Genomic DNA, 26530 nt, shown 5'->3' on the forward strand with positions numbered 1-26530 from the left:
TCCTTTTTCCTTTTTACTTAATCGATATGGCATTTAACGTTACAAAACAGCGTAATTTTTGGTGGACAGTCTCGGCCTTGCTGACGATTGGTAGTATTTTGGCCATGGTAATTTCTTGGTTCACTATTCAAGCGCCTTTGCGACCGAGTTTAGATTTTGTTGGTGGTACGAGAATTCAGATAGAATTAGCCTGTGCCAAAAAGAATAACTGTGAAAAACCCTTAACTACTGCCGAAGTGCAAGTGATTTTAGACGAGGAGGGATTGGGTAACAGTAGTGTGCAGGTGTTGGATAAATATACTTTATCGGTGCGGACGAAAACCCTCGCAGAAGAACAGAGAACAAAATTACTCGACACCTTAAACCAGAAAATCGGTGCCTTTGACCCCGAAACCAGTCAAATCGATACGGTCGGTCCCACCATCGGTCAAGAATTATTTAGGTCGGGATTTTTAGCTTTATTAGTGTCATTTTTTGGCATTGCTGTCTATCTAAGCTTCCGTTTTCAACGGGATTACGCTTTTTTTGCCATTGTCGCCCTGCTGCACGACGTTTTGATCACTTTAGGGGTCTTTGCGGTTTTAGGCTTAATTGCGGGGGTAGAAGTGGATAGTTTATTTTTGGTTTCCCTCTTGACAATTGTGGGCTTTTCTGTTAATGACACAGTGGTAATTTATGATCGCGTTCGGGAAAATTTTGTCAATACCCCCGAATTATCCGTGGATGAAATTGTCGATAATGCGGTGAGTCAAACCCTAACTCGTTCGATTAATACCACCCTGACCACTTTATTGCCTCTGGTGGCGATTTTTCTCTTTGGTGGCACGACTTTAAAATATTTTGCCCTAGCTTTAATTATTGGCTTTGTAGCGGGGGCCTATTCGAGTATTTTTATCGCTAGTACCCTACTAGCTTGGTGGCGCAGTCGTTCCCATCGACCCACACTCAATTACAGTTAGGATGCCATTGGTGAAGAATCAGTGGTTCTTGGATGGGTCGTAATAGTAATTTCAACCTGTTGATTGAGACGACCCAAAATTGAGATCAAACGGTCAATAGTAAAGCGTCCCAAATTAGCACGGCGAATCTGGACAAATTCACTGTGATTAATTCCAGTTCGCACTTGAGCATCGCGGGTTGATAAGTCTTCCTTCTCCAGAACCTTGATAATTTCAGCAGCAAGCAGTGCTTTCGCTTGTCGCACGTCCGCATCTACATCGCCAAAATCGCGGTACACATTACCGCTACCTTGTACCAGTTCAAATTGTTCTTCACTCATGAGAGTTCCTCCTTCAATCCCTTGAGCCGTGCTTTGATAACTTCGACTTCCTGTTGTGGTGTTTTGATAGTTAGGGCTGGCTGAATAAATCTAAAAACCTTGCTGGATAAGACTTTTAGACTTTGTTGAAATCCAAAAGTACCAGATATGGGAGTGATCAGGGGTAAATTCAGGTACTTTTTCCCTGAAAATTAGGTAATTGACCCCCTCAAAATCGGTAAAACCCCACACCCGTTACAGTAGAGCAGGAAGTCGCCTTCCCACCCCCTGCTTCAAAACCGGACTTACGACTTTCGCCGTATCCGGCTCCTGAGTAACTAGGCTACTGTCATTAGTAGAATAATAATGGGAATTATTATTTCCTTGTCTATTCAACCCTCTTGGCTGTATCCCCACCAGACAAGATTGTTGGTTTTAGGGCGTATATGACCGTTGATTGTTGCTTAGACTTCCTAGTTACCCGTCCTTTGTCAGCATATCTTTGATATTACTCAAAGCCTTGGCTTTTAAGGACATCCTCTCCCTCTATTGACTTGCGGATGGTTTCCTACTGCCCCGAACGGGCAGAGTCAATCAGGGTTACTTCGTTCCCTATAACCATTGGTTGAACCCTTAGGATGATACTGTCCACAACAGAGTAACGGGAATGCCTTACTGATAGTGGTATGAGCTATCAGCCCCAACTCTGTTAACTTTTGTTTCGAGCCTGTCAGCCTTTTGGCTCGTGGGTGTTGACGATGGTTAATTCGTATCTTCGCCCCAGGGCTATCCATAGGTTCTGGCTCAACGGGTTTCTGATTTAGGCTATCAGATACCGCTTTTTTTTCCTCGCTCACTACCTCAGATGTACCAAGTCTAAAGCAGCAGGAAATGCCGTCACTCTAGGCATCTAGAGGACAGGACTAAGGTTATTACTAACCCGCACCTGTAGGGTTATAAAGTTATCAAGGTACTACATTTACCAAGCGGCTAATCCTCTAAACGTCTTACTGTCTAGTTTCTAGCCAACGAATCGCACCACACCCTACACCCTACACCCTATACCCTGCCCCTAGGAAAAACTTTTTCAGCAGACCCTAAGTACAGTTGGCTAAAACCGCGCGCACTTGTCGAGAATGCCTCTACTTTCTCAGGAGAAATTCTGTCTAAGCAAGTAATCTCGGTGAACCAAGAATCCCCAAGACTTTAGGCTGGGGAGTGTTAAAAAATTGTTATGGCTAGGGGAGCTTTAAGATTGCTTCGAGGGCTTTGGTGATACAATGAGCCGTTAACTAGCTATCTCTCGGTGGCATGGAGAGCCAAATTGTCAGGAGGTCGAAGCGTGAAAACTCGGTTGCGTTGGTTTTGGGTGGCTTTAGGGGCATTTCTTGCCATTATTGGCGAGGAATTCTTGAGAAAGCTGCTGGCACTCTCTCTGTGGCGTTTTTCTGTTGAGTTACTGTCTGCCTGATGCTAAATATAGCGCTTCTGTCGTGGCTCAAACTCCACAACCGGCTATTGGGCAATCTCAAACAGAGCAGAAAATTGATAATTATTTTAGCCCCATTCAACCAGATGGTACACCCAAATTAGGGATCGATCGCTGGTGGGCAACCGCAGGAGTAGATAAGGAAATTACGGTTAACTGGACGGTAGAAGTTAAGGAAAAAGGCGAATATTATCTCCGTCTAGGTGTAGATTTAGAAAATTTTGATGTAATCAAAAGATTTAGAAAGTGGAAGCTCAGTGATCAGGTTTCTATTAAGATTTCAGATGATTATAATAGACCTGTTTCTAGCTATTGGGACTTAAACAAATTTCAAGCCCAAACAAAGCCTAAACTGGCTTTGTAAGCGGCAAACACATCCCGATTCTCGGTCAGCCACTCAAAGAAACGGAAAGACATCGCTGTCCGAAAAGCTTCCAAGGCTTCCACAAAAGTGTTTAAAGGTCGATTCGCCCACCGCCTTTGCAATCCCCCAGTTAACTGATATCATTTTTCAAAAGTGATGACAGACTTAGTTGATTATTCCAAAGCGCAATTCCGCTCTCGGAAAGGAATTGCGCTTTTAGATGTTAGTCACGACTATTGAAAATTGGTATGATGCCACAGGATAAATGTATAGGCACAAAACACCAAGATAAAATGACGAAGTAAGCTTCGTTTATCCCTGACTTGATATTCCCTTAACCCTAACCATCCTTTGGCTTCTCGGTAGAATACTTCCACCCAATTTCTTTCGGTGTAAGTCCTCACTATCCACGAAGCTGTTACTGTATCTGCCTCAACTACATTGGTGATGAAATAGTGGGACTTAAACAAATTTCAAGCCCAAACAAAGCCTAAACTGGCTTTGTAAGCGGCAAACACATCCCGATTCTCGGTCAGCCACTCAAAGAAACGGAAAGACATCGCTGTCCGAAAAGCTTCCAAGGCTTCCACAAAAGTGTTTAAAGGTCGATTCGCCCACTGCCTTTGCAATCCCCCAGTTAACTTATGCCACAGGATAAATGTATAGGCACAAAACACCAGGATAAAATGACGAAGTAAGCTTCGTTTATCCCTGACTTGATATTCCCTTAACCCTAACCATCCTTTGGCTTCTCGGTAGAATACTTCCACCCAATTTCTTTCGGTGTAAGTCCTCACTATCCACGAAGCTGTTACTGTATCTGCCTCAACTACATTGGTGATGAAATAGTCCACCTCTGTGGCTTTTTCCATTGAACTTGCATTCATGACGATCGCCAAGTTCCTTTCTCCTTCTAGTTGAGATATTTTCGCTCTGAATACCGCTACCCAAACCGTTTTTTCTTTATCTAGATTTAGGGTGATTTTCTCCCAATCCTTTTCTGATAGGCTTTTTGCTAGTTGCTCAAGCTGGATTGTTTCTTCCACACCCCCTTCTTTTTCAATAATTACTTTTCGATTTTTTGCCAATCCTCCTAAGTATTTTAGCTTTCTTTCTTCCAGGGCTTTGAGAAAATTTGTGTTGTTGCCATAACCAGCATCTATTAAGACGATTTTCGGTCGATAGCCTCTGGTTAAGCTCCGGTCAATTAAATCTATCGCTATCTCTGGTTTCTTCTTAAATTCTTTGTCTTCTTTCCCCTCGGCTAAGGAACTAGCCGGTTGATAAATTTCCCTGTCTAGGGGTACACTTTTTTTGCCGTCGTAGAGATGAGTAGTGACGGCGACTATTCCGTTGTCTGTCTTGCCAATTTCTCCTAGGTACTGCCTGCCAACTCCGGCGGTCAGATTGCCACTTTTTCGATGTCCTGAGTCATCGACAATCAGGGAAAATCCTCGGGGGATTTGCGTCTGGCGGCATTGGTTCATCACTTGCAACCGACATTCATTCACCTGACGGTCTGACCAGGGAGATTCGGTCAAAAAGTGATGTAATCGGTTATAAACTACTCCGACGGCATTATTGGCCATTTGAGTGAGGTTTTTCCGCTCACTTTCCCCTAATAATCCTCCTAAATATTGTCTGAAGCCGTTTTTTTGCGCTTCGTTTTTGAAGCAATTGTCAAACCGCCGACACCATCGGTCAAAGCATGGGGGCATCGCGGCTGGGGTTGTCTCTTTCATCGCTGATCTTTCAACGTAAAGTGCTTACTCTTTAACGATTATACTCGATTTGATCTTTATTTGGCGTTTAAGTCCCAATAGTCCACCTCTGTGGCTTTTTCCATTGAACTTGCATTCATGACGATCGCCAAGTTCCTTTCTCCTTCTAGTTGAGATATTTTCGCTCTGAATACCGCTACCCAAACCGTTTTCTCTTTATCTAGATTTAGGGTGATTTTCTCCCAATCCTTTTCTGATAGGCTTTTTGCTAGTTGCTCAAGCTGGATTGTTTCTTCCACACCCCCTTCTTTTTCAATAATTACTTTTCGATTTTTTGCCAATCCTCCTAAGTATTTTAGCTTTCTTTCTTCCAGGGCTTTGAGAAAATTTGTGTTGTTGCCATAACCAGCATCTATTAAGACGATTTTCGGTCGATAGCCTCTGGTTAAGCTCCGGTCAATTAAATCTATCGCTATCTCTGGTTTCTTCTTAAATTCTTTGTCTTCTTTCCCCTCGGCTAAGGAACTAGCCGGTTGATAAATTTCCCTGTCTAGGGGGACACTTTTTTTGCCGTCGTAGAGATGAGTAGTGACGGCGACTATTCCGTTGTCTGTCTTGCCAATTTCTCCCAGGTACTGCCTGCCAACTCCGGCGGTCAGATTGCCACTTTTTCGATGTCCTGAGTCATCGACAATCAGGGAAAATCCTCGGGGGATTTGCGTCTGGCGGCATTGGTTCATCACTTGCAACCGACATTCATTCACCTGACGGTCTGACCAGGGAGATTCGGTCAAAAAGTGATGTAATCGGTTATAAACTACTCCGACGGCATTATTGGCAATTTGAGTGAGGTTTTTCCTCTCACTTTCCCCTAATAATCCTCCTAAATAGGGCTGGCTGAATAAATCTAAAAACCTTGTTGGATAAGACTTTTGGACTTTTTTCCCCTCAAAAAGTACCAGATATGGGAGTGATCAGGGGTAAATTCAGGGACTTTTTCCCTGAAAATTAGGTAATTGACCCCCTCAAAATCGGTAAAACCCCACACCCGTTACAGTAGAGCAGGAAGTCGCCTTCCCACCCCCTGCTTCAAAACCGGACTTACGACTTTCGCCGTATCCGGCTCCTGAGTAACTAGGCTACTGTCATTAGTAGAATAATAATGGGAATTATTATTTCCTTGTCTATTCAACCCTCTTGGCTGTATCCCCACCAGACAAGATTGTTGGTTTTAGGGCGTATATGACCGTTGATTGTTGCTTAGACTTCCTAGTTACCCGTCCTTTGTCAGCATATCTTTGATATTACTCAAAGCCTTGGCTTTTAAGGACATCCTCTCCCTCTATTGACTTGCGGATGGTTTCCTACTGCCCCGAACGGGCAGAGTCAATCAGGGTTACTTCGTTCCCTATAACCATTGGTTGAACCATTAGGATGATACTGTCCACAACAGAGCAACGGGAATGCCTTACTGATAGTGGTGTAAGCTATCAGCCCCAACTCTGTTAACTTTTGTTTCGAGCCTGTCAGCCTTTTGGCTCGTGGGTGTTGACGATGGTTAATTCGTATCTTCGCCCCAGGGCTATCCATAAGTTCTGGCTCAACGGGTTTCTGATTTAGGCTATCAGATACCGCTTTTTTTTCCTCGCTCACTACCTCAGATGTACCAAGTCTAAAGCAGCAGGAAATGCCGTCACTCTAGGCATCTAGAGGACAGGACTAAGGTTATTACTAACCCGCACCTGTAGGGTTATAAAGTTATCAAGGTACTACATTTACCAAGCGGCTAATCCTCTAAACGTCTTACTGTCTAGTTTCTAGCCAACGAATCGCACCACACCCCACACCCTACACCCTGCCCCTAGGAAAAACTTTTTCAGCAGACCCTAAATATTGTCTGAAGCCGTTTTTTTGCGCTTCGTTTTTGAAGCAATTGTCAAACCGCCGACACCATCGGTCAAAGCAGGGAGGCATCGCAGCTGGGGTTGTCTCTTTCATCGCTGATCTTTCAACGTAAAGTGCTTATTCTATAACAATTATACTCTATTATACTCTTGTTGATCGTTTAAGTCCCACTATGAAGCATCAGGATATGATGATAAAATATCGATTCGTTTTCGAGAACCAGGTATTTACCAGATCACCATCGACAAATTTGTTGTCCCTCAAGAAGCTGTTGTTGAAGAAATTGAGTTTAAGTTAAATAAATTACACAAGGGTGAATTAGGCGAAGATATTTATCTAAAAACTCTTTTTATTGCTGACCGTCCTGAAGTTACTATCAAAAATTTTAGGATCAAAGTTCCTGACAGTCAAAACAAAGTGATCGACAGTAGAGAACTGACGAAACAAGGTTTAATTAACTATTTTACTCCGATTTTGAATTTTGAGCCAGAGTAAGAATATCAAGTTCCTTTTGATGTTAATAAAAATACTTGGAAAGCCGAAACTAAAGCCAATATTAAGGGAGCATCTCACTTACGCGATAAGTAATTATACTTAGCCTAAAAGCCACTCTTAATCGTGTCTTGGAACGAAATAGAGGCTTTTAAAGACTGCGTACATGGAGAATTAAAACAAGAATTACCCTCGAAAAGCCTATTTTTCCACTAAGTATTTATGCTCATTGCAAAGGTGAGATGCTCCCAATATTAAGGATAGAGGAAATGCAGATGATTACTTAGATCTTAGTCAATTTAAAACAGATATCAAAGGCGCTTACAGTCGAAGTAAAAAAACTCCTGCTAAAATTTATGCCTCAATTGTTGAAAATGATAATTTAGAAATAGATAACAAAAAAACAGGGATTAAAGAATTAGCAATTAACTATTACTTTCACTATCCCCATAGCAATTGGTACGACCACGAAGGATTTAATAATCATGAAGGAGATTGGGAAGGAATCACGGTCTTTTTACGGAAGGATCGGGATGGCTACTACTATCCTTGTCGAGTTGCTTTTGGCGAACACATTTTCTTGGTGAGTGAGTTTGCTTCCGATGGGGGAGAAATAATTGAATGGACAAGATTAGTTAACAATAATAATATTCGGCTCTTCGTTACTTGGTATGGTTCGATAGGGGGGCATAAATCGACTAAATCCTTATCTGGCAAGAGTTCTATTGATTAGTTTGTTCTAGCTCGAAAACAATTGACAAAAATCGCATCAATGTCCTTCTCTATAAGGGTTTCATCCCTTATAACTCCGTCCATTGCATAGCACAAACCGAAGAACCGTTAATTGTAGCAATACAGCGATAGTTGGTTTTGGTAATGATCAATCAGATTGGGGTGAAGATTACTACATTCAATCTGATGGAACGACAAAATTAAATAAGTGTGTTAAACCAGAAAATGCTCCTAGTCCTCTTCCTTGGGGGGTTTCAGTCTGCCTATGAAAATCGGCTCTCCCGACATTATGGGGTAAAATGTTAGTGTATGTTACATTCTGGGTGCAGGTTCCTTGCGCCCCTACAATAGGGCAAATTCGTTTTCTGTCGCGCCGTATGGTATACGCCCTACCTTAGATAACCTTTTCTTATCACCACAAGTACGGGAGAGCCAGAAATTCTGCTATAATTTTCAGCCAACCCATATAAATGTAACCCATGTTATTCGATTGGGACGAGGAGAAAGCCAAAAGGAACTTGGCCAAACATGGTGTTTCTTTCGATGAAGCTAAATCCGTGTTCTATGATCCCTTATTTTTAACCTTTGCCGATCCAGAACACTCTCTTGGGGAGCGACGTTTTATTATAATGGGGGAATCAGCCAAAGGACGATTGCTAGTTGTTTCTTATACTGACCGCACGGAAACCACACGCTTAATTAGTGCCCGTTTAGCTACCACCCAAGAACGTAAAGCTTATGAATCAGACCTGTGATCTAGATGATGATTTACGCCCCGAATATGACTTTACTAAACTTCCAGTCATAGCAAGAGGTCAAGGGCGAAAAAGAACTACTTTAACCGTCGAAATAGACCCCGACGTTGCTACTATTTTTCCTGATTCAGCAGCCGTTAATGAAGGATTACGTTTGTTATTACGCCTAATTCAAAATAGTTAACCTCAAGTAATTGAACAGTCTTTAACTATCTCAAAAACATCATAATCGCGGTATTCAAATAAGTGAGGCTGACTCACCAGACTTGATAAATTGAGAGAGGTTACATTCTGGGCGCAGGTTCCTTGCGCCCCTACAGTTCCTAGCCATGTAGGTTTGATTAAGGCACAAAACCCAACACAACCAACGGTTACTTTTTTAACGTCAACTCAACTACTAACAAAAATATTTCATTTTAATTAAGTTTCCTCAGAGGACAAAACCATGAAACGACTTAACTCCCAAAATCTCTTAATTGCTTCCTTATTAGGATTGTCAACGCTTTTTGCTGGTTCCTATCCTTCGGTTAAAGCACAATCAGAACCAAAGCTAGGCTGTCAAGCTACTGTCAATAAAGTCCTTGAAGAAATTCGCTCAAAGGGAGTTAGAAGGGTTAAGTTTAGTATTTATAAAGGAGTAGCCAATGAAGGTAGAACGGGAAATCCAACGAATAGAACTGATGTATTGAATATTGCATTAAGTTCAGTGGATTGGAGTGTGACCACTAGATCTGAACCAAAAATAGAGAGCATAATTATTAATATTATGGAATCTAAAATTTTAATGAAAAGTTGGACGGATAAAATTGTTGCTAATTGTGGTAATACCGCTATAGTTTCTTTTGGTGTATATCCATCAGATTGGGGTGAAGATTACTACATTCAATCTGATGGAACGACAAAATTAAATAAGTGTGTTCCTGCTGGGACACCCGGACTATTACCTTGAAGGGTTTCAATCTGCCTATGAAAATATAGCGGTATGCAGTGAGTTTTAGCATATAATAAGTCTAGGCGTGTAGCTTTAGCTAAGGTACGAAACCCAACAATTACTGCCTATTGAAATTAACGTCTAGTTTCGCATGACCAAGATCCTCATCATACTTGATATAATGAGATTACAGACTGTTTTTATTCAACTAAGAGACATGAAATCCATGATAACAATACCTATCACCCTAGAACAACTCATTTCTGTCATTCAACAATTACAGCCCAGTGAGCGTACAAAAATAGCCAATCTTTCTTAGAATATTTAACAGAATAAATCTGATCGCCTATTTGATAATGATCATGCGATCGCTGATAGGTTATACTAAATCCGGTTATTAAAAACTGATTATTTATTCCCCTTGCCTTTTGCCTCTTGCCTTTTGCCTCTCCTCATAACTAGCCTGTACTCAACGGATTTAGTATTAGATATATTAACAGAGTATTGACAACAAAACAAAACTTGATTATGGACATTACTATTCACTTTGGTAAACGATATAAGCATGGAGCAAAATTGGCAATCGGGGAATCCATTACCAATGGCAAAACAAGCTGAGATCGATCCTCGTAAATTCACTGAATACTCTATGAATCCATTCAATACTAACAATCAAGGAAAATGGCAAGCATTTATGATTCTTGGATATAATATAGAAAGTTGTGCGAAACGTTTAGGCATGAAATAGGGCTGAAATGCCCGAAATAACCGCCTAGTAAGGTCTTCAGTCCCCCGACTGAATCTAAGAGGTCAACCCAGACCAACCTTATAACTGTTTATATGTCCCAACGTTTAGTATCACCCGATACCAAATCAGGCAAGGGGACTCAAGGTCAATACACTTTGTAACAATCAATCACAAATCGTTACAAAGCTGAGAGTAACGGCGATAGCCACCCCCAGATTCAGAAGTCACAACTCTGGGACTGAAGCGGGGAACGGAAGGCTCCTAGATGTAACCTAACATCCAAACCGAGACCACTGCCAACCATCCAAGATTAGGCGTGAGCCAAATGTCCGACTTGAACCATCGTAAACATTGAGTAGTGAAATAGGTTGACACACTACATTCAAAAGAATAAGGGGAATAGTGAGGGTCTTACCTTTCCCACTCACACAGACCTTTAAAGTACCCCGGTGGAGAGGACAAATCTAAAGATGGAATGCCCATATAAACGGAACGTTATAAACCCTTTTAGGCTCTGAGTATCGGTCGAAATACCCAGTAGCGATAAGTGTAAGCGCAAGCCTTCAAGGGTGTGAGATGTAACCAAAAGCCAACGCCTGACAGTAATAATCAGGATATGCTGACGGGTTACGGTTTGATTGTAAGGATAGAGTCTAGTAGGAGTCTATATGACGAAATCGAGAGAAGGTAAAGGATTCGGGAAACCGAAAACCACTAAGACTACGAATGTATGGAAAACTATCAATTGGGCAAAAGTCCAAAGATATGTTTTCAAGCTCCAAAAGAGGATATACCAAGCGGCTAAATCGGGACAGGATGCAAAGGTTAGAAGGTTGCAACGTCTATTGGTGAAATCATACTATGCTCGTTTATTAGCAGTTCGCAAAGTAACCCAAGATAATCAAGGAAAGAAAACAGCAGGAGTCGATGGAATGATAGCAATATCCCCAGAACAAAGGCTAAATCTAACCGAAGAAATCAAAGGAACACTTAAAGCAAAACCGCTAAGAAGGGTATGGATTCCTAAACCCGGCAGGGATGAAAAACGCCCATTAGGAATACCAACCATCAAAGACAGAGCTAGACAAGCGTTGATTAAATCGGCACTTGAACCAGAATGGGAGTCAAAAATGGAAGGAACCAGCTATGGTTTCCGACCCGGAAGGTCTGACCATGACGCTATATCAAGGATATACATCACCATTAATCAAAGTAGCTACTTTGTATTAGATGCTGATATTGCCAAGTGTTTTGACCGAATTAATCACGACTTTTTACTGTCCAAAATTCATTGTCCAAGTTCCCTGAAAAGAGACATAAAACAATGGCTCAAAGCAGGAGTTTTGGATAACGGTGTATTTGAAGAAACAGAAACAGGGACACCACAAGGAGGGGTAATAAGTCCACTACTAGCCAACATCGCACTGGATGGAATGGCAAGATTAATTGAAACACTATTTCCCAAAAAGGGAAATGGTAAAAATCAAGCTGTTTTAATAAGGTACGCCGATGATTTTGTGGTGATTTCACCATCACTCGAAATCATTGAACAGTGCAAAACTGCCATTTCTGAATGGTTAAAGCCTATTGGATTAGAACTTAAACCAGAAAAAACCAGAGTGTGTCACACACTCAAACCTATTGAATACAATGGGAAAATGGAAGAACCCGGTTTTGACTTTCTAGGATTCAATATCAGGCAATATCCAGTAGGAAAATACAAATCTGGGAAAGATGGGGCAAAACGATTAATTGGTCACAAAACCCACATCAAACCCAGCCAAAAAGCAGTTAAAACCCACACAGAAGCGATTAAAGGTGTAATCAAAAAACACAAAACAGCACCTCAATCAGCCCTGATTAGTCGACTAAACCCAATCATTAGAGGTTGGGCTAACTACTACTCAGGAGTAGTATCTATGGATACCTTCAATAAACTAGACAATACAACCTGGTTAATGTTAAGGGCATGGACAGTATCAAGATGCGGTAAAGCGAACTACGAAAAGCTGAGAAATTATTTTAGACCGGATACAGTTAAACTCAGCAATGGGAAAGAAAGACACGAATCTTGGTTATTCAAAACCAAAAACGGTCTCTATCTATGGAAACATAATTGGACACCAATCGTCAGACATACCCTAGTACGCCCCGACGCATCACCATTTGACGGAAATTGGACTTACTGGGCGACCAGACGAGGACAAGCAATCGACACACCGACAAGAGTAGCCAAACTACTCAAAAAGCAACAAGGCAAGTGTAGCCGATGTGGGCAGTATTTCACCCCATCGGATTTAATTGAAGTTGACCACATTCACCCTCTAAGCTTAGGCGGAAAGGATGAATACAAGAACCTTCAATTACTACACCGCCACTGTCACGATGATAAATCGGCATCTGATGGAAGCCCAAAATCATCTACGCTAACACCATTAGAAGTTAGTATAGATAATACAAGGACAACCAAAAGAAGTCAAGCTGTATCCTTAACAAGGGAACAGTCAAACTAGGAGCCGTGTGAGGTGAAAGTCTCATGCACGGTTCTGAATGGGAGGGGAGGTCGGTGACGACCTTCTCGACCCCTAATCTTTAACTGAGGGTTAACTTCGTTTGATGATCCCTTTTTTTGGGAAACTTTTATTTTCATTTATTTTCATTATTTTAAACTTATAATCGTTTAAGAACTATACCATATTTTTATTAGCATTGACGATGACAATTATCACAATTCCACACTTAAACCCTTTGGTGCGATCACTTTTGCTAAAAGGACGAGTTATACTAAATCCAAAAATGGCTTTTAGTTGTCAGCTAAATTTTTGCGCCAATTTCGTCAAATTGCTTCAAGAGATTTGATTGCGAACGCCACTGAAAGCAGCGTATGCGATCGCTACTTAAACCCTTTGGTGCGATCACTTTTGCTAAAAGGACGAGTTATACTAAATCCAAAAATGGCTTTTAGTTGTCAGCTAAATTTTTGCGCCAATTTCGTCAAATTGCTTCAAGAGATTTGATTGCGAACGCCACTGAAACCAGCGTATGCGATCGCTATAGCATCTACAGCGTCATTAATAGGCATTTTTGTCAATCCGAATAAATACTTAATTTGTTCGGCCACCTCAGCTTTAGTGGCCTTACCATGGCCGAGATGACATTTCCAACTAGCTTGATGGAGGAAAATCGGTTCAATTCCCCCATCGCGGCAGCTAACTAGATTGATAATTCCCAATGCTTGCAGGACTCCACCAGCTGCCTTGATTTGCCGGTTAAAAAAGGGCATTTCCACGGCAATTTCCCCCGGTTTATATTCTGCGATTAACTCCTTTAAATCCCGTTCAATTTCGATCAAACGCTGGGCAGTAGAAAGATTTTTAGAAGTTTCGATCGTGCCGTAATCGACTAAAATCGGCATTAACTCACTATTATCCCGGAGAATAGCCCAACCGACAATCGCTAATCCGGGGTCGATACCCAACCAAGTAGTCATAGATTAAGCCAAAAAATCTTGGACGATTTGGAGGATTCTTTGGGATGCTTGTCCATCTCCAAAAGGATTAATGGCATTAGCCATACGATCATAGGCGATTTTATCCCCTAATAATTCTCCCGCTTGTGCTAAAATTTGCTCTGGATTAGTACCAATTAATTTCGCTGTTCCCGCTTGTACTGCTTCCGGTCTTTCCGTGGTTTCTCGCAATACTAAAACCGGTTTTCCTAAACTAGGGGCTTCTTCTTGAATGCCCCCCGAATCAGTTAATAATAAATAACAGCGTTGAATCGCCCCCACTAACTCGGCATAATCGATAGGTTCAGTTAAAAATACCCTGGGATGATTGCCCAAAGCGGACTTTATTGGTTCTCGGACGGTGGGATTGCGATGGAGGGGTAATAATAGGGCTGTATCGGCATATTTTTCTAACAACAAAGTGAATCCTTTGATAATATCCTGTAAGGGTTCGCCCCAATTTTCCCGGCGGTGAACCGTAGCTAATAAAACCCGATAATCTGACCAATTTAAGCCCGCAATTTGACATTCTGGTGCGGTTTTGGCTACGCTTAATAAAGCATCAATAACTGTATTACCGGTGTGGTGAATATTTCCTGTCACCCCAGATTTTTGTAAGTTTTCCACGGCTAAAGTAGTGGGAGCAAAATGTAGGGTAGTCAGTTGAGAAATTAGGCGGCGATTAGCTTCTTCGGGATAGGGATTATAGATATCATTAGTTCTTAATCCTGCCTCTACATGGGCGATAGGAATTTGTTGATAAAAAGCCGCTAAAGCAGCAGCAAAAGCCGTGGTAGTATCACCTTGCACAATAATTAAATCTGGTTTTATGCGCTCAAAAACCGTTTCTAAACCCCGTAAACTGCGGCAAGTAATATCAGTTAAGGTTTGACGGGTTTGCATAATATCCAGATTTTCATCTGCTTTTAAAGCAAATAATTCCATCACCTGCGCTACCATTTCTTTATGCTGTCCCGTCAGAATTACATGGGTTTGAAACTGTTCCGATTCTTGAAAAGCACGAATAACGGGAGCTAATTTAATCGCTTCAGGACGAGTTCCAAGAGTAATACAAATTGATTTCAACATATTATTATCAGTCATCAGTTATTTTAGCCGTCAGGAGACAGGAGATAGGAGACAGGAGATAGGAGATAGGAGATAGGAGATAGGAGATAGGAGATAGGAGACAGGAGATAGGAGACAGGAGACAGGAGACAGGAGACAGGAGACAGGAGATTATTTTTATTTATTCTCCCTAATTCATAATTCATAATTCATAATTCATAATTCACAATTCATAATTCATAATCTATCGCTTGAATTGTGCTGTTTTGTCATTTTTCACTCGTGGGTGGTTGTTGAACGATAAATTGGGGATAGAGTTGCATTTGCTTAGGATTTAAAGGTCGAGAGATGGTCAAAACTTTTTGTTTAGCTAACTCTTGAGTCATGGTATCTAAAGTTTGAGCGATACGCAAATTATATTCTAATTGTTCCCCGGAAGAAAGCAGATTACTTAAGCCATCGATTAAACGTCTTAAATTCTCGCGAAATTGGGGATCACCAATTAACTCATCGATATCGGAGGTGATTTTTTGAGTATTTTCAAAAGTCACCCTAGCGGATTCGAGAGTTTTTTGCAGTACGACAATTGTAGCAGGATCGTTAATAGTTTTAGTAATTTCTCGTAAATTATTCGATGTTTCCACCGCATTATTCAAAATAGTCTCGATATTTTGCATGACTTGTTTAGTATCAATTTCATCTAAACCTGCATTCAACCTCAGGGCGGTATTATTGAGATTATTAGCGAGACTACCAATACCTAAACTAGCTTGATTAATATTACCGAGAGTATCAACAATTTGTCCGCGATTTTCGCTGAGAACAGCATTGAGATTAGCGACCAATTGGGAAGATTGTTGAAAAGTCCTGCTGATTTGACTGCGATTTTCCTGAACGGTATTATCTAAAGTATTGACAAAACGGGAGGCATTATTAGCTGTATTAGTGACCGAGCGACTGGTGGTAGCTAATTCCAAAGATAGACGAGAGATTTCTCTTTGGGCATTACGGATAGTCTGGGAGGTATCATCGGATAAACGGGCGATTTTTTGAGCTGCTATAGCGGTATTTTTGGTGACATCATTGAGATTACCCACAAATTCAGGACTGGTAAAAGTATCCACTAAACGACCAACACTAGACATTAATTGTGTTCCTGTTGTCCCCTGTAAACGAGTATTATTACAGAGAATTAACTGTTGATCACAGTCGGGAGCCAGAGGGTCGAGATTTTTGGCCTCAGCACTTAAAGAAACTAAGGGAGTGATATCGATGGCTGCCTCACCAATTAATCCGGAAAGATTGGTAGTAACAGTTACCTTCCTAGGCATAACTAAAGTAGCAGAAGCGATTTCGGCAATAACTTCCACTTGATTGCTTCCCGGGATAAAACTTGTAATTCTTCCCACTCTCACCCCGCGAAAACGCACCGGCGCCCCGACTTGTAACCCTTCCACGTCGGCAAACTCGAAGATTAATTGATAGGTTCTTTGACCAAATCCCCCCCCGCGAACCCAGATAGCGAGCGCCCCAAAGACCAATAATCCGCCTAGAGCAAACAAACCTAGTCTTCCTTCCCGTAAAGCTCGCGAACTCTGCATGATTTTTCTCTCATTCTCGATAGTTCTTAATTTAGCTTAATCTAGCTTAAACGATTGTCCTAATCGGGCCTTCAATGCTGGCGCTAAAAAATTGCCGGATCATGGGATGATCGGTACGATCGATATCTGCCACTAATCCCTGCCATTGCACTTTTCCCTGATAGAGAAATACTACTCGATCGGCGGTGCGTCGGATGGTACTTTGTTGGTGAGAAACCATCACATAAGTGTTCGCAGACCCTGATTTTTCATGGAGAGTCCGCACTAGATCCTCGATAATTGTGGAAGCTATCGGGTCTAATCCGGCGGTAGGTTCATCATACAGCAGTAATTCTGGATTATCGGCCGGATTATCGGGATTAGTGATAATAGCGCGGGCAAAAGCCACCCGTTTACGCATTCCTCCCGATAGTTCCGAGGGATAAAGGTCACTAATTCCCTGTAAACCGACCATTTCCAGGCTTTTTTCCACTAATTCCCTAATTCTGGCTTTTTTTAAATTAGTTTGTTCATAAAGATAAAAACCGACATTTTCCCCGACGGTGAGAGAATCAAACAGGGCCGTTTGTTGAAAAACTAAGGAAGTTCGCATCGCTTCTCGACCATCTTCTAGCAATCCCTGACGCAATTGACCTTTAATACGAATTTCTCCAGCATTTATCCCCGTTAATCCCGCAATTAACCGTAAAACCGTTGATTTTCCCGTTCCCGACGGCCCGATAATTACTAGGGCCTCCCCTCGATAAATGGTTAAATCTAAACCATCGAGAATAACATTATCCCCGAATCTTTTCGATACTCCTCTCAATTCAATTAACGGTTCTTTAATCATCGCTTAATTATCTTATAACCTCTGGAATTTTAGGGAAGTGGGGAAGTCTGACAGGTGTAGGTATTTTACAACTAAGAGGAAGGGGAGTAGTAAAAAGCATCAACGGGGGTGGGAGGGAAAGAACTCCAACGATGAAGGTGAATCGATAAACCTTTCAGTAAATCAGCAACTAGGGTAATAGAACCCAGAAGAAAACAAGAAAGCTGACGTAGAGGTTTGAGGTGGAGAGTTTTACTAAAGACAGTATGTTGGGGGGGAAGTGGCGACAAATTGGGTTCAGGAGATTGATTTTCCGCTTCTCCTCCCAGCATAACCATCCAGAGAGTAGCTACAGCCATAGCTAACCAAAGGCGTTCGGCACGCTCTGGGTCAAGCAGGCGAGTGTTTTGCCATTGCCAGCCGTCGGATTTGAGGTCGCGGTAAACACACTCCGTAGAAGGACGTAAGCCATACCAGAGGGCATCAGCCCTTTGGGGTGACAAGTCGGTCAAAACTAACCACGGCTCTTGATAGCCAGAATCCCAACGGGCAAGCAAGGTACAGGCCAAGCAGCAATTCTCATTTTAAAAAGTAACAAGTGATACAGACAGAAACAAAGCTTTAAGCAAGCTACAAAATGCGCTCCCGCGAGTGCGACTGCATCGCAGAGAAGTGAGTATATAGAGTATTTATACTCAAAATATTTGAAAGATGGGAGCAATCTAGAACAAAAGTTCTCTACATCAGAAAGAGAACCAAATAAAAATTGATGATTGTTGTCTGTTGAGGTAAAATTATTAAGTTGGAAATATTAATTAATCAAACTGTTCTGCGATGACGAAAAAGGCTGTGACTTGAGAAATTCCTGAATTAATACAATTTTTAGTTCAAGAATTACATGACTTACCCGATGACAGAAAACCAGGAAACAATACCAAATATCAGGTAGAAGATGCAGTTAAGGCGGCTTTTTCGGTTTTTTTTACTCAGTCACCTTCTTTTTTAGAGCATCAACGTTTGATGAAAAGTAGTAAGGGAAAAGATAATGCTTCAAGTTTATTTGGTATCAAAAAAATACCTGGTGATAATCAAATCAGAAACCTGTTAGATCCTATCCCAGCTGCCACAATATTTGGCTCTTTTCAACAAGTCTATCAATGGTTAAAAAAACCGGGAGTTATTAAAAAATTTTTCTACTTAGATGAGGAAATTTTAATAGCTTTAGATGGTACGGAATATTTTTCTTCAAAGAAAATTAGTTGTCCCCATTGTAATTGCCGCAATCCTCGTAATGGAACGACAACTTATTTTCATGGTTGCGTCACGCCAATTGTGGTTTCTCCTGAGCAAAAACAAGTGATTAATTTAGAACCAGAATTTATTAAAAAACAAGATGGGCAGCAAAAACAAGATTGTGAAAATGCGGCTGTTAAAAGATGGTTAGATAAGAATCATCAAAAGAAGTATGGTTATCCCGTAACCCTGTTAGGAGATGACTTATACTCTCGCCAACCTATCTGTGAGTTAGCTCTAAAACAAGGTTATAATTTTATTTTTGTTTGTCTTGAAACTTCTCATAAAACCTTATATGAATGGCGAGAATTTTTAGAAAAAAGTGGAGAAGTTAAAACCGTAGAAAAGAAACAATGGGATGGACGAAAGAATCTCATTTATCGTTATCGTTATGTTTCTAGAGTTCCTCTGAGAGAGGTCGAGTCAAGTCTCGAAGTTAATTGGTGTGAAGTCACGGTCATTAATGAAAAAACACAGAAAATTATCTATCAAAATAATTGGATTACCAATCATCAAATTACTGAAAATAATGTTGAAAAAATTGTCAAAGCTGGACGCAGCAGATGGAAAGTTGAGAATGAAGGAAATAACGTTCTTAAAAATCACGGTTATAATTTAGAACATAATTTTGGTCATGGTCAAAGTCATTTATGCGAGTTCTTGTTGTCTTTAAATTTACTAGCTTTTTTATTTCATACCGTTTTAGATTTAGTTAATCATACTTATCAAAAGATTCGTGAGTTATTAGTTACTCGCACCAGTTTTTTTAATGATATTCGTACTTTATTAAAATATTTTTGGTTTAAGAATTGGTCAGAGTTTTTCTTGTTTATTCTTACCGAATATGTCCCGCTCAAAAAAATAAATTCTAGTTAAAAATGTCAATTTTTCGAGAGAAGGAAAGATTATTTTATTCATTGAAAAAACCACAAATTAGGTCAGAATTTCAGCTAAATTTATGAGTTGAGATAAGTTTTTTATGGGCAGATATTTTAAAACTGTCTCTTGAAGCTAATTATGATGATTATCTTGAAAAAAAATGATAATTAGACAGAAGTTCTCTTGTTCACATAGAGAACTTTATCTTCTTTTGTTTTCAAAATGAGAATTGCTGGTGGGGAAGTGGGGGAATGGGGGAATTTTAACTAAAACCCTAAACCCCCAAAACCCTAAAACCCCAAAACCTTCCAACTCTCCAGAAACTTAACTCAGGCTGAGGAAGCCTCAACCAGTTGAAAGCCAAGGGATTGCGCCTTTTTCGAGAGATTGTTGATGACCCGTTGACGATACTGTTGTTCGTAATCATCTGCTCCCAGTTCTTGATAGGATTGTTTGGTCGTCCACAGATGATAAAAAATCCGCGCTATTTTATGTGCCGTAGCCGTAATCGCCTTGGCCGCACCAGCGCGGCGATAAAGACGACGATAAAAAGCCCCCAAAGCGCAACTAGAACGACTGACTGCTTGAGCGGCTAATCTAAAGGCCGTGGCGGCTCGATTGACAACTTTACGAGTTTGTGAGCTTTTGACTTTTCCGCTCCCGCCGCCTTGGCATTGATGATGTTTAACTTCTGGTCACTACTTTGGGTTTTTGAAGACTTGTTTCGGGATTTGGTCATGGCTTTCTTGGCTCCGAGTTATGATCGGGGAAGTACCCTTGTTCTAGGAAGGGTTTTTTATTTGATTCTCGACCACGGGTTCAAGAGTTAATCCTCGTCTCGCCAATTCTTTTTTCCTCTTTCCTAGGGACCTAGCTGATAATCGGGTCTCATGACACCATTGTTACTCCGGTTTGAGTTCAGGATACTTCCAGATTTAGAATATCAGGGCTTGTCCCTAGTTTCTCTTTTTCTTTTTAGGGCGCTTTGCGTCCTTCAGGAGCTGATCACTGATTCCCGTCTCCTGACTGCCAAAAACGTTACTATAAAAATAAATATAAATAATTGTTAAGAAAATGACGCAAATTACCGTTATTGGTGCAGGGATTGGCGGACTAACGGCGGCGGCATTATTGGCGCGTCGAGGTTATCAAGTCACAGTATATGATCAGGCGCTTGTCCCCGGAGGTTGTGCCTCGACTTTTTGCCGTCGGGGTTTTACTTTTGACGTGGGGGCAACTCAAGTGGCAGGATTAGAAGTAGGGGGCATTCATCAGCGCATTTTTGCCGAATTAGGGATAGATTTACCCGATTCTGTCCCTTGCGATCCCGCTTGTGCCGTTTTTCTGCCGGGGGAAACCACTGCGATTAACGTCTGGCGCAATCCGCAAAAGTGGCAAGAGGAAAGACAAAAACAATTTCCGGGCAGCGAACCTTTTTGGCAATTATTACAAAAACTCTTTCAAGCAAGTTGGCGTTTTCAAAGTCGCGATCCAGTTTTACCCCCGCGCAACTGGTGGGATTTAGGGCAATTAATCTCCGCTTTGCGTGTAGATACTGCCATTACCTTCCCTTTTACTTTGATGACTGTGGGCGATGCTCTGCGATTATACGGCTTAGAGACAGATAAACGCCTAAAAACCTTCCTTGATCTCCAGTTAAAGCTTTATTCCCAAGTTACTGCCGATGAAACCGCTTTACTTTATGCCGCCACCGCTTTAGCAGTTTCTCAGTCTCCCCAAGGTTTATCCCACCTTCAGGGTAGTATGCAGGTATTAAGCGATCGCCTAGTAGCAGCTTTGGAAAAATACGGCGGTAAATTGCAAATGCGCCACACAGTGGAAAAAATACTGACAGAAAAGGGAAAAGCCACGGGAATTATCGTCAGAAATCAAAAAAATGGGCAAATACATCCAGAAATGGCCGATGAGATTGTCGCTAATATCCCGATCCAAAATTTACCACAATTAATCGATCGCGAAGCCATTCCCAGTCTTTATCACCGGAGAATCGAAAAACTTCCCCCCGCATCCGCTGCTTTTGTGGTTTACTTAGGAGTCGATCGCGCTGCTATTCCCCCCGATTGTCCCCCCCATTTGCAATTCCTCTACGATGACGATGGCATGATCGGCGAAAATAACTCTTTGTTTGTTTCCGTGAGTAAAGAAGGGGATGGTCGCGCTCCAGTGGGAAAAGCGACGATTATTGCTTCTTCCTTCACCGATACCAGTCTTTGGTGGCGAAAAGGAGAAGATAATTATCAGCAATTAAAAGCAGCATACACCCAAGAGGCGATCAATCGTCTCGGTAATTATTTCCATCTTAGTCCTGATCACATCGTTCACATCGAATCAGCTACACCTCGCACTTTTGAACGGTTTACAGGGCGAAATCAGGGCATTGTCGGCGGTATTGGTCAAAGACTGTCCACTTTTGGCCCTTTTGGAGTAGCGACGCGCACTCCGATCCCCCATCTTTGGTTAGTGGGAGATTCCACCCATCCGGGAGAAGGTACTGCCGGAGTCAGCTATTCGGCGCTAACGGTAGTTAGACAGATTGAAAATAAATTATTAGCTTCTAGTTAAGTGGGTGGGTGGAATTAAATCCGACATTCCGCACATCTTCATATACCTTTATATATTTTTACATTCCCCAAGATGTTTTGACGAAAAAGCTTCATTGTAGAAACTACTATTGAGAACATTTTCAATAATTGATTTTTTCTGAGAAAACAAATTACAATTCTTCACCTTGATGAAAATCGATCCTTGTAGCTACAATCTTTACTGGCAAAGGGTTGTAAGCAATGTATTAGTAAAAATTATCAATTGAATGTTAAGAAGTGCGGAAGGTGGGTTGTAATTATTCTGTACAAAGATGAGAGGATTTTTCGTACCTGCTCTGATACTCTGGTTTTTATTCACCTTTAATGAGAGGAAATAACCTAGTGAAGCTCAATGCCCTTAATTCTTTAGCTTTCGCCACAGGGACAGTAACTCTACTGTTAAGTAGCGTGTCTTCTGTTAGTGCTTATACCATTTATACAAATCGGACTGCCTGGGAAGCGGCACTCGCCACGAACCCCTCGTACAAGATTACCACCGATACCTTTAGCAATACTATTTCTTCGGCACAGTCAATTACCCTAGATTCAGGGATTGTTTCCACTAATTCCGCTCCTCCCACACTGCCTAATTCGTTTAATAACAACAGTGTCAGCATCGTCAATTCTGGTGTTTACGATAATGCTTCCGGTACACTTACGGGTGCTTCTGATACCATAACCTGGCAGTTTCCTGCTACCGTGTTGGCTTTTGGTGCTGACTTTTCCCGCATTGATGAGTTATAGTCATTTCAATTAAGATTGAGAATATCAATGCCAGAGTTCATAAGGGTTTAACTGGTCTAGAGTGTATCAGACTTATCTGAAATGACTATAACTCTTACTGGCAATTTCGATGGCACAGGAGACCAAACTATTTCTATCAATCCTACAATTGGTGGAGAGAATGGGTTTCTCGGTATTATCGGGACAGCAGAATTTAGTTCTGTTATCTTTGCCAATAATACAACAGCTGTCGATAGTTTTAGTATTGACAATGCTTCTTTTGCTACCAAAGTTCCTGAACCCAATGCGGTTGTTGCTTTCGCCATACTTGGGGGTAGTCTGTTCTTAATTAAGAAAGCCAAGGGCAGCTGACTGGCTGATAATCAGTAATCAGTGAAAAGATGGCAAGAAACTGCTATTTAATACTGCACACTTACCACATACTGCTCACTTAAAACTCAAATCTGTTAACTGTTAACTTACCCACTGATAACTGATAACTGATAACTGATAACTGTTATAAAGCGCCGGCTGCCGTGCGATCGAGTATTCCCGCTCCTAGATGAGAGGTAATATTAATTGCTTGTAGGACCGGTTGAGAGTCAACCCCTTTGGGATAATCGATAACACTAACCGCACCATTTCCCTGTTTAATATTCCAGAAATTGGCGGGTTTTAAACCCAATAAATAACAAAGAATCACCTTATTAATGGCATCGTGAGCTACTACCATAATTGTCTTAGGACTATCGCTATTACTATAGGTTTTAACGATTTGCCGCCAACAAGCGATCGCTCGATCCCAAACCTCTTGTAAATTCTCCCCTTCCGGCATTTGTACGGTTTCCGGGGCATTTTTCCAGTCTTCTAACATCCCGGGGAAACTCGCTTCAATTTCCTCCTCTAATTTACCTTCCCAAAGTCCGTGACAGATTTCCGTCAGATCTACTTGGGTATCTAAGGTGACATCGGGGTGATATTGCAGGATAATTTGGGCAGTTTCCTTGGGACGGGACAAAGGACTGGTGACAGCGTGATCGATCGCCGTTTCTCGCAGAAATTCGGCGGCTTTCTCAGCTTGAGCTTTGCCATTATCATTGAGAGGAATATCGCGCACACCTTGAAAACGTTTATCCCGATTCCATTGGGTTTCTCCGTGACGCACCAGCAGCAGCCTCGAACCTTGGAAAGGAGGACGCGGTGGGGGTAAAGCTATCCCTAGGTGTGCCGTTTGATTGAGGGATTCCACCTGCACAGGATCACCAAAATCACCCGTAAAATTGAGAACATTAACGCAACAGTTAGATTGTTGTAGGGAATGGTATAAGGAAACCGGAATACCGATGGCACTGAGGATTAAACAGCGATTAATGCCGTTATGGGCAACAATGAGGATAGTTTTGCCCTCGTGTTGGGGAATAATTTCTCGCCAAAAATCTTGGGCTTGTTGATAGAGAGAGAGAACGGGATAATGTTCTTGACCATCGGGCAGTATCATCTTAAATTCGTGAGGTTTTTGGTGCCAATCCCGATATTCTTGAGGGTATTGAGCTTTTACCTCCTCTTTGACCATATTTTCCCAGATAGGCAGATCGATTTCTAGTAACTGCGAAGTGGGTTGAATGACGGGAGAATTATTTAAACGAGACTGAATCACCTCAGCAGTAGATTTGGCTCTTTGGAGAGGACTACAGTAAAAAGCGGCGATATCGATTTGACTGAGGGCATTTCCTACTTTTTCCGCGTCCAGATGGCCTTTTTCTGTCAAAACCGAGCCATCACTGCGACCTTGTATTTTCTGCTCTGCGTTATAACTGCTTTGTCCATGACGAACAATAATCACACGAGTAGCCAAGCGGTTCAGTCTCCTTAACTAAAAGTCTCAATATCAGATTACAGGCGATCGGGATCGGAGTACAAATCAGTGATCAGTAATCAGTAATCAGTAATCAGTGGGGAGCAGGGAGAGGAAGTCCGAGCATTTGTACTAAAATTTCTCAGATACAGTTTCAATGCAGGACAGAATATCAAAACTTCCTGACATGAAAATCTCTTGGGGATCAAGGGGTTGGCAATTTTGTCAAGAAATCATGACAAGGTACTTGTTCAAAATCGGAATCTTACTGTTTAATAGGTATTTATAACAAGCGATTCCCTTGATCCCCATCGAGTGGATCTCTCGTTCACAAAGCAATCGATGAGTAGTTAGAAGGATTACCCAGATAACTGCTTTTGCAAATGCCCAAAAACATTTGCCGTCGTAACTAATCGGAGAGCGTCAACTCATGGTTCCAGAATACCCCCCCTTAGATGAGATGACCTTGCGGCAACTACGACGAGTTGCCAGTCAATACAGCATCTCTCGTTACAGTCGGATGCGGAAAACGCAGTTAATCGAGTCAATTACCCAAGCTATGGGAGTAAGCGGCAATTTTAAATCTATTATTAAAGAGGAAAAACCAGTGGAAGCAGCAAAATTTGAATTAGGTCAAGCTAACCCGATCGAAGATATCCTAGGTTCAGTGGATGATGGTTTAGGAGATCTGCCCGGGGGCTACGGTGAAAATCGCATCACCCTCCTACCTCGCGATCCTCAGTGGGCCTATGCTTACTGGGATATCCCCAACGAATCAAAAGAAGATCTCCGTCGTCAAGGGGGACAACAGTTAGCCCTGCGTCTTTATGATGTCACCGATATCGATCTCAATAGCCAAGGCGCGCATAGCGTCCAAGAATATCTCTGTGATGAATTAGCCCGGGAATGGTATTTACCGATTCCGGTCAGCGATCGAGATTATGTTATCGATATCGGTTATCGTTGTGCCGATGGTCGTTGGTTAGTTTTGGCCCGTTCTCCTTTAGTGCGGATTCCTCCCGTCTATCCTTCCGACTGGATTGAAGATATTTTTGTCACCGTTAACTGGGAAGAAGAACTGGTGGGTAAAACTGTTTACGAACTCGTTCCCCCCAGCAAACGCTACGGCAGCAGCGCCGGAACCACGGGAAGCCCTATCTACGACCAAATTTTCGAGAGTGTCGGCGATATCGAGGCCCTACGGGTGGCCGGTTCCTTGTTTGGTTCCATGCAGCACGTCGCTGGTTCCGTACCGATGTCGGAAGTGATCAGTTCTTATGTATTCCCCTCTGGGGTTGGTATGTGGGCAGTTCCCACGGTATCGGGACTAACTGCTTCCGGTATAGGCATAACTGCTTCCGGTATCGGTATGGGTGCTTCGGAAACCCTACAACGTCCGCGCAAATTCTGGTTAGTTGCCGATGCCGAATTAATCGTCTATGGTGCTACGGAACCCGATGCCACCGTAACTATCGGTGGTCGTCCGATTAAACTCAATCCCGATGGCACTTTCCGCTATCAGATGTCCTTCCAAGATGGTTTAATCGATTATCCGATTATGGCCGTGGCCGCCGATGGTGAACAAAATCGTTCTATCCACATGAAATTTACCCGGGAAACCCCTTCTCGCAATACCAACACTAAAGATGAGGCGGTTCTAGAATGGTTATTCTAGATCGGGTTTTCTAACGTTACCAAAGCCAACCTAATTACTTCCCCCTAACTGAGATTTAGTTAGGGGATTTTTTTCGAGAAGTTAACGGCAAGCTACCGAGGGGGTTGCTTGCCGCTATC

24 protein-coding genes and 3 pseudogenes are annotated in these 26530 nt (G+C 41.9%); 12 read left to right on the forward strand and 15 right to left on the reverse strand.

The window, feature by feature from the left end:
- Positions 1-26 precede the first annotated feature (26 nt).
- Entirely contained in the window at positions 27-959 is a 933-nt protein-coding gene (gene secF / locus MAE_RS02560; RefSeq protein ID WP_012264190.1) for a protein translocase subunit SecF, read from the forward strand.
- Here secF and MAE_RS02565 read toward each other — a convergent pair.
- Entirely contained in the window at positions 956-1279 is a 324-nt protein-coding gene (locus MAE_RS02565; protein ID WP_002752110.1) for a helix-turn-helix domain-containing protein, read from the reverse strand. The genes secF and MAE_RS02565 overlap by 4 nt on opposite strands.
- Before the next feature lie 1321 nt (positions 1280-2600).
- Here MAE_RS02565 and MAE_RS35570 point away from each other — a divergent pair.
- Positions 2601-2729 (forward strand): hypothetical protein, encoded by a 129-nt coding sequence (locus MAE_RS35570; protein WP_256378264.1) that lies wholly within the window; start codon positions 2601-2603, stop codon positions 2727-2729.
- Positions 2710-3111: a hypothetical protein gene (locus tag MAE_RS02570; protein ID WP_041803713.1), complete on the forward strand. Its 402-nt coding sequence runs from the start codon at positions 2710-2712 to the stop codon at positions 3109-3111. The genes MAE_RS35570 and MAE_RS02570 overlap by 20 nt, the downstream gene beginning before the upstream one ends.
- Here the strand turns inward: MAE_RS02570 and MAE_RS31430 are convergent.
- The 6 genes and pseudogenes from MAE_RS31430 to MAE_RS33100 all read right to left on the reverse strand — a co-directional run bounded on the left by MAE_RS31430 (position 3078) and on the right by MAE_RS33100 (position 7946).
- On the reverse strand, positions 3078-3233 hold the full coding sequence (locus MAE_RS31430) for a hypothetical protein (protein ID WP_422730588.1): 156 nt from the start codon (positions 3231-3233) through the stop codon (positions 3078-3080). The two genes, MAE_RS02570 and MAE_RS31430, sit on opposite strands and share 34 nt — an antisense overlap.
- Before the next feature lie 111 nt (positions 3234-3344).
- On the reverse strand, positions 3345-3581 hold the full coding sequence (locus MAE_RS31435) for a transposase (protein WP_012264193.1): 237 nt from the start codon (positions 3579-3581) through the stop codon (positions 3345-3347).
- 3 nt (positions 3582-3584) lie between these two features.
- Positions 3585-4853, reverse strand: a complete 1269-nt coding sequence (locus MAE_RS02575; RefSeq protein ID WP_012264194.1) for an IS701-like element ISMae34 family transposase — start codon at positions 4851-4853, stop codon at positions 3585-3587.
- Between the two features lie 65 nt (positions 4854-4918).
- Positions 4919-5794, reverse strand: a pseudogene (locus MAE_RS02580) (IS701 family transposase); the annotation flags it as partial.
- A gap of 886 nt (positions 5795-6680) precedes the next feature.
- Positions 6681-6830, reverse strand: coding sequence for a hypothetical protein (locus MAE_RS33095; RefSeq protein WP_012263821.1), 150 nt, complete (start codon positions 6828-6830; stop codon positions 6681-6683).
- A 942-nt stretch (positions 6831-7772) separates the two neighbouring features.
- Positions 7773-7946, reverse strand: coding sequence for a hypothetical protein (locus MAE_RS33100; RefSeq protein ID WP_012264197.1), 174 nt, complete (start codon positions 7944-7946; stop codon positions 7773-7775).
- A 494-nt stretch (positions 7947-8440) separates the two neighbouring features.
- Here MAE_RS33100 and MAE_RS02585 point away from each other — a divergent pair, with 494 nt between their 5' ends.
- The 5 genes from MAE_RS02585 to ltrA all read left to right on the forward strand — a co-directional run bounded on the left by MAE_RS02585 (position 8441) and on the right by ltrA (position 12908).
- Positions 8441-8716 carry a BrnT family toxin gene (locus MAE_RS02585; RefSeq protein ID WP_002800717.1) on the forward strand — a complete coding sequence of 92 codons (276 nt, stop codon included), beginning with the start codon at positions 8441-8443 and terminating at the stop codon, positions 8714-8716.
- Positions 8700-8900: a hypothetical protein gene (locus MAE_RS02590; RefSeq protein ID WP_002800716.1), complete on the forward strand. Its 201-nt coding sequence runs from the start codon at positions 8700-8702 to the stop codon at positions 8898-8900. The genes MAE_RS02585 and MAE_RS02590 overlap by 17 nt, the downstream gene beginning before the upstream one ends.
- Before the next feature lie 261 nt (positions 8901-9161).
- Complete coding sequence (locus tag MAE_RS02595; RefSeq protein ID WP_012264199.1) at positions 9162-9665, forward strand: hypothetical protein; 504 nt, start codon at positions 9162-9164, stop codon at positions 9663-9665.
- Between the two features lie 529 nt (positions 9666-10194).
- The gene (locus MAE_RS02600) at positions 10195-10395 is read left to right on the forward strand and encodes a hypothetical protein (RefSeq protein ID WP_158303485.1); all 201 of its coding nucleotides are present in this window, start codon (positions 10195-10197) and stop codon (positions 10393-10395) included.
- A gap of 668 nt (positions 10396-11063) precedes the next feature.
- The gene (gene ltrA, locus MAE_RS02605; protein ID WP_012264203.1) at positions 11064-12908 is read left to right on the forward strand and encodes a group II intron reverse transcriptase/maturase; all 1845 of its coding nucleotides are present in this window, start codon (positions 11064-11066) and stop codon (positions 12906-12908) included.
- A gap of 491 nt (positions 12909-13399) precedes the next feature.
- Here the strand turns inward: ltrA and MAE_RS02610 are convergent, their stop codons facing one another.
- From MAE_RS02610 to MAE_RS34660, 6 genes are all read right to left on the reverse strand, one after another.
- Positions 13400-13885: a crossover junction endodeoxyribonuclease RuvC gene (locus MAE_RS02610; RefSeq protein ID WP_012264204.1), complete on the reverse strand. Its 486-nt coding sequence runs from the start codon at positions 13883-13885 to the stop codon at positions 13400-13402.
- Positions 13886-13888: 3 nt separating this feature from the next.
- Positions 13889-14992, reverse strand: coding sequence for a non-hydrolyzing UDP-N-acetylglucosamine 2-epimerase (gene wecB, locus MAE_RS02615; RefSeq protein ID WP_041804514.1), 1104 nt, complete (start codon positions 14990-14992; stop codon positions 13889-13891).
- Positions 14993-15015: 23 nt separating this feature from the next.
- Positions 15016-15177: a hypothetical protein gene (locus MAE_RS33930; protein WP_012264206.1), complete on the reverse strand. Its 162-nt coding sequence runs from the start codon at positions 15175-15177 to the stop codon at positions 15016-15018.
- Between the two features lie 63 nt (positions 15178-15240).
- Complete coding sequence (locus tag MAE_RS02620) at positions 15241-16572, reverse strand: MlaD family protein (protein WP_012264207.1); 1332 nt, start codon at positions 16570-16572, stop codon at positions 15241-15243.
- A gap of 46 nt (positions 16573-16618) precedes the next feature.
- A complete protein-coding gene (locus MAE_RS02625; RefSeq protein WP_173351099.1) occupies positions 16619-17401 on the reverse strand; it encodes an ABC transporter ATP-binding protein in 783 nt (260 codons plus the stop codon).
- A 74-nt stretch (positions 17402-17475) separates the two neighbouring features.
- Positions 17476-17952 carry a transposase gene (locus MAE_RS34660; protein ID WP_231859705.1) on the reverse strand — a complete coding sequence of 159 codons (477 nt, stop codon included), beginning with the start codon at positions 17950-17952 and terminating at the stop codon, positions 17476-17478.
- Between the two features lie 292 nt (positions 17953-18244).
- Here MAE_RS34660 and MAE_RS02635 point away from each other — a divergent pair.
- Positions 18245-19466, forward strand: a pseudogene (locus tag MAE_RS02635) (ISNCY family transposase).
- Between the two features lie 418 nt (positions 19467-19884).
- On the opposite strand, the gene MAE_RS02640 reads toward MAE_RS02635, so the two are convergent.
- Positions 19885-20115, reverse strand: coding sequence for a hypothetical protein (locus MAE_RS02640; protein WP_012264209.1), 231 nt, complete (start codon positions 20113-20115; stop codon positions 19885-19887).
- Between the two features lie 514 nt (positions 20116-20629).
- Here MAE_RS02640 and crtD point away from each other — a divergent pair.
- The gene (gene crtD, locus MAE_RS02645; RefSeq protein ID WP_012264212.1) at positions 20630-22138 is read left to right on the forward strand and encodes a C-3',4' desaturase CrtD; all 1509 of its coding nucleotides are present in this window, start codon (positions 20630-20632) and stop codon (positions 22136-22138) included.
- 344 nt (positions 22139-22482) lie between these two features.
- Positions 22483-23253 (forward strand): annotated as a pseudogene (locus MAE_RS02650) (PEP-CTERM sorting domain-containing protein).
- Between the two features lie 145 nt (positions 23254-23398).
- Here MAE_RS02650 and MAE_RS02655 read toward each other — a convergent pair.
- Positions 23399-24736: a histidine phosphatase family protein gene (locus MAE_RS02655; RefSeq protein WP_041803717.1), complete on the reverse strand. Its 1338-nt coding sequence runs from the start codon at positions 24734-24736 to the stop codon at positions 23399-23401.
- 430 nt (positions 24737-25166) lie between these two features.
- On the opposite strand from MAE_RS02655, the gene MAE_RS02660 reads away from it, so the two are divergent.
- Complete coding sequence (locus MAE_RS02660; RefSeq protein WP_002759885.1) at positions 25167-26411, forward strand: DUF4912 domain-containing protein; 1245 nt, start codon at positions 25167-25169, stop codon at positions 26409-26411.
- Positions 26412-26530: the final 119 nt, after the last annotated feature.

This window comes from Microcystis aeruginosa NIES-843, from assembly GCF_000010625.1.
Taxonomy (GTDB): Bacteria; Cyanobacteriota; Cyanobacteriia; order Cyanobacteriales; family Microcystaceae; genus Microcystis; species Microcystis aeruginosa.